Raw genomic sequence first — 234 nt, forward strand, 5'->3', positions numbered from 1 at the left:
CTGTCCGGCAGGCTATTTTACTGGGGCTGGCGGCCAGGGTTTCGCATACTGCGATTGTCTGGATCATCGCGTTTGGCGGCATGTATCTCAGCAACCGGCTCACCGCAGAGGCTGTCGAGCCGTGGTTGCAACTGGTGTCTGCGGTCATCATCCTGGGCACGGCGGCATGGATGTTCTGGCGTACATTTCGTGGTGAACAACTCTGGAAGAAGGAGCACGCGCACGGGCATCATG

General features: G+C 59.0%; 1 protein-coding gene. It reads left to right on the plus strand.

Features of this window, described 5'->3' with window-relative positions:
- Positions 1 to 234, plus strand: a 234-nt coding sequence (locus ACR9ZK_RS23620; RefSeq protein WP_481344341.1) for a HoxN/HupN/NixA family nickel/cobalt transporter, incomplete at both ends; no start/stop codon positions are given.

Source organism: Monashia sp. HAY1-5C (genome assembly GCF_056755255.1).